This window comes from Armatimonas sp. (assembly GCF_031410135.1).
GTDB lineage: Bacteria > Armatimonadota > Armatimonadia > Armatimonadales > Armatimonadaceae > Armatimonas.
The window spans coordinates 1-3,573 of the sequence record NZ_JANNYP010000624.1 but is presented as its reverse complement, the minus strand read 5'-3'; the positions used below and the strand labels follow the sequence as shown (position 1 = coordinate 3,573).

At 57.7% G+C, this 3,573-nt stretch carries 4 protein-coding genes; 2 read left to right on the top strand and 2 right to left on the bottom strand.

The genetic code is table 11. The features are described from left to right. Together RMO15_RS22870 and RMO15_RS22865 are read right to left on the bottom strand one after the other, a co-directional pair. Positions 1-636 (bottom strand): hypothetical protein (locus RMO15_RS22870; RefSeq protein ID WP_309717751.1); only part of this gene is annotated, 636 nt, incomplete at its 3' end. Positions 637-735: 99 nt separating this feature from the next. Next, complete coding sequence (locus RMO15_RS22865; RefSeq protein ID WP_309717748.1) at positions 736-1,359, bottom strand: TetR/AcrR family transcriptional regulator; 624 nt, start codon at positions 1,357-1,359, stop codon at positions 736-738. A 115-nt stretch (positions 1,360-1,474) separates the two neighbouring features. On the opposite strand from RMO15_RS22865, the gene RMO15_RS22860 reads away from it, so the two are divergent. Together RMO15_RS22860 and RMO15_RS22855 are read left to right on the top strand one after the other, a co-directional pair. Then, positions 1,475-1,969, top strand: a complete 495-nt coding sequence (locus RMO15_RS22860; RefSeq protein ID WP_309717745.1) for a hypothetical protein — start codon at positions 1,475-1,477, stop codon at positions 1,967-1,969. Between the two features lie 18 nt (positions 1,970-1,987). Continuing rightward, the coding region (locus tag RMO15_RS22855; RefSeq protein WP_309717742.1) for a GH116 family glycosyl-hydrolase at positions 1,988-3,573 on the top strand (1,586 nt) is incomplete at its 3' end.

Sequence of the window (3,573 nt, the reverse complement as noted above, 5' to 3'; positions counted from 1 at the left end):
CTTCACGCCCAGCTCCACGGGCACCTTCACGCCGCTGATGGTCTCGAAGCGGTCGTAGTAAAACTCCTGCACGACCCGCTTTTTTGAATTTGAAGCCGCTGTCTGGACCACGCGCTCAGCCAAGAGCGTGCCATCAGCGGCGATGAGGTAGGTCCAGACACTCTCACACGACTCCAGGGTGAGGTCCCCGCGCCCTTGCATGAGGGGAATAAGCCGCGCCGTCTGGGTTCGTGTGAGGGAGGTGCCCTTTTGCTTGCCGATAGCATCAGCCTGCTTGATCTGAATGGCATCCCGCGTGTTTCCCAGCGCGATGGCTCCCATCAGGCCCGACTGCATGTTCGGGACAAAGTCAAAGGGTACTTTGGCGGGGCCAAGGGCTGTCCGCCCGGCTTTTGCCGTCCAGAAAACGCGTCCCTCTGCGGTCTCCTGGTAGAGGCGAATGAGCTTTCCGTTCTCGATAAACTCAATGCGCCCCCGGTGGTTTTTCAGGTCGAAGATCAGGCGCGAGCTCACCGAAGGCCCCTTCATCCCCATCACCCGCACCTCCATTGCCGCCTCTTGGCGCAGGCTGGTGAGCTTGGCGAGGCCGTGGGTCGCGGCGATTCGGCTCTGAAGTTCTTTTGTCTCTTGTTTCATAGGTTCTCGTTTGTGATATTAATTGATCGGTCAGTCAATTTATATCACAAACGAGAAACTTGTCAAGAACTTTAGGAAAAATAATCTATGCCACCCACTTCAGTGGGCGGGAGCGAGGGTCCCCTGGAGAAAATCGTCCACGAGCTGGTAGCGGACTTTATCAAGATCGAGCATCATGACACTAGGGAAGCGCATGACCTCACGGGCGAAGAAGACCTGGAATAAGGCTCCCATGAAACGCATGGTGGTGACGGTGGGATCGAGATCAGAACGGAGCGTTCCCTGCGCGATATGCGCTTTGAAAATCTCCTCCAGGCGAGTAAAGACACGATTCTCCATCGTCTCGGTCATCAGGCGGGCAAACTCAGGCCGACGGAGGGCCTCGCCCAGCAAGACACGCATCAGCTTGACCGTTCTGGGATTATTGAGATCCTGCAGCACATGCCCCGTGATCTCGTAGAGGACTTCCTTGAGAGGACGATCAGGATCAAAGACAATCTCGGGGGGATGAGGCATCCGCGAGAGAAGCGACTCGCGCAGAAGCTCTAGCTTATCGGCGAAGTAGTGGTAGATCAGCCCTGGCGAGGCGATTCCGGCAAGCTTTGCGACCTCTTTGTTGCTTGTGCCATCAAAGCCCTTCTCCGAAAAGACTTCGATGGCAGCGTCTATGATCTGCTCGCGGCGCTCCTCAGGAGGCAAGTGTTTTCGTGTAGGGTTGGGCACAGGCAAGATAGTATCGCCGAAGTGTTCGTCCGGCAACTGCCTCTGTAATGCCACCGTAACGCAGATAGGCTACACTGTCTCTAGCGAACAAGTGAACTGAGAGGAATCTATTTCGATGTTTTTTGCACCCTACCTTGCGCTTCTGGCGCTGAGTCCCTCACAAGACCCTGCCGTTCCTAAGCCAAAAGCCGATCCGTTTGAGGCGACGATTAAGGCGACAAAGTACGGCTATAAGCTTGATAAAGAAGGCGACTACACCATCGAGATCCAGTGGGATGATGAGAAACGCTCCCAGATGATCTTTATCCGGGGAGCGGTGGAGAAAATCGTGGAGCCCAAGGCGACGGAAGTGGCGACGCGTGAGGTCTGGTCTGTCTGCTGGAAAGGCAAGGAGCGGCCCAGCGCGGAGGCTCTGGAGAAGCTGCTCACCAAGCACTACAAGTTTGGGGCGTTTCAATTGGAGAAAGCCGAGAGTGGAACCTGGAGCGCCTACTACCGCGTGGACATTCCCGATAACGCCTCGTCCTCCTACATCCGCCAGGCAATTCGCATTACCGCCGAAGCCGCCGACAACATGGAAAAAGAGCTGCTCGGCACCGACGATTTCTAAGGAAGGTTAACTGCAATCATGTTTGAGGGTGTGATTCCTGCCGATAAGAACCTGACTGCCGAGTGGGTGCGCTCCCTGACTGAGCGAGGAGTCCCGACTGTTTACCGAAAGAGCAACGACGAGCTGCGCTTTATTGGGATGCCCGTGGGCGGGATTGCCTGTGGCCTTCTCTACTTGGGAGGCGATGGCAAGCTCTGGCTCTGGGATATTTTTAACGAGCCTCGTGAGGGGGTAATGGCCCGCACGGCGGAACTGAAAGGAGTGGTCTGGCTGGGCCGAAGCCACTTCTTTGCGCGGGATGGCGCGGGCTACATCTCCCCCTACACACAGCAGTCTCCGCTGGAGCAGGGCTTTACGCTCCAAATCGGCACCGAGAAGCCACGCCCCCTGGATCAGACGGGCTGGGAGGAGATTACCTTCACCGGACAGTACCCTGTTGGCACGGTTCACTACACCGATCCTGCCAGCCCGGTTGCCGTCACGCTGGAGGCATTCTCCCCTTTTATTCCACTGAACCTTGCCGACTCCAGCCTTCCGGTGACGGTCTTGCGTTTTGTGCTGACCAATACCGGCGAGCACGCTGTTGAAGCAAAGCTCTCCGGGTTCTTAGAAAACATCGTGGGCCGTTCTACCCAGCACCCGACGATTACGCGGGCAACTAAAGTTCGGCGAGGGATGCTGACCTGTGGCTACGTCGGCGCGGTGCCCGAAGAGACTCCTCTTGAGCAGAGGCGTGATCTGGGAGAGCTGGCGCTTTTCTGCTCGGGAGCAACCGGCAGGGTTGATAGAGATCTTGGCACGCTCACTAAATCCGTCTCCTTGGCCCCCGGCAAGCGAGTGGTGGTGACATTTATCCTAGCGTGGCACTTTCCTCATAACCCACTCCCCGTTCCTGATGCGCCCACGGGCAACCACTATGCCGCTCGTTTTTCGAGTGCCGCCCACGCCGCTCGCTACGTCCAAGAGAATCTCCCCAGGCTTACCCGTGAGACTTTTCTCTGGCGCGACACGTTCTACAATGACTCGACCCTGCCTCACTGGTTCTTAGAGCGGACTTTTGCCAACACCAGTATCCTGGCTACCACGACCCTCCATCGGCTGGCAACCGGGCGTTTCTGGGCTTGGGAAGGGATTGGCTGTTGCCCAGGGACGTGTACCCATGTTTGGCACTATGCCCAGGCACCGGGTCGCCTCTTCCCTGAGCTGGAGCGTAGTCTTCGTGAGCACGTGGATTTTGGGGTAGGGTTTGACAGCGACACGGGTATGATTCGGCACCGTGCCGAAGAGAGTGGCCCCGCCGTGGACGGGCAGTGTGGGAGAATTCTAGGAGTGCTTCGTGAGCACCAGATGTCCCCCGATTCCCAGCTCCTCACCCGTCTGTGGCCAAAAGTAAAGCGTGCCCTGGAGTTTCTCATGGCTCACGACCAGGACGGTGATGGTCTACTGGATGGGGCTCAGGAAAATACTCTGGATGCCGCCTGGTACGGCAAGATCGCCTGGCTCAGTTCACTCTATGCTGCTGCGCTCCGAGCAGGGGAGGCTCTGGCGACCGAGCAGGGCGAGCCCGAGTTTGCAGGACTCTGCGCGGGGCGTGCGCAGCAGAC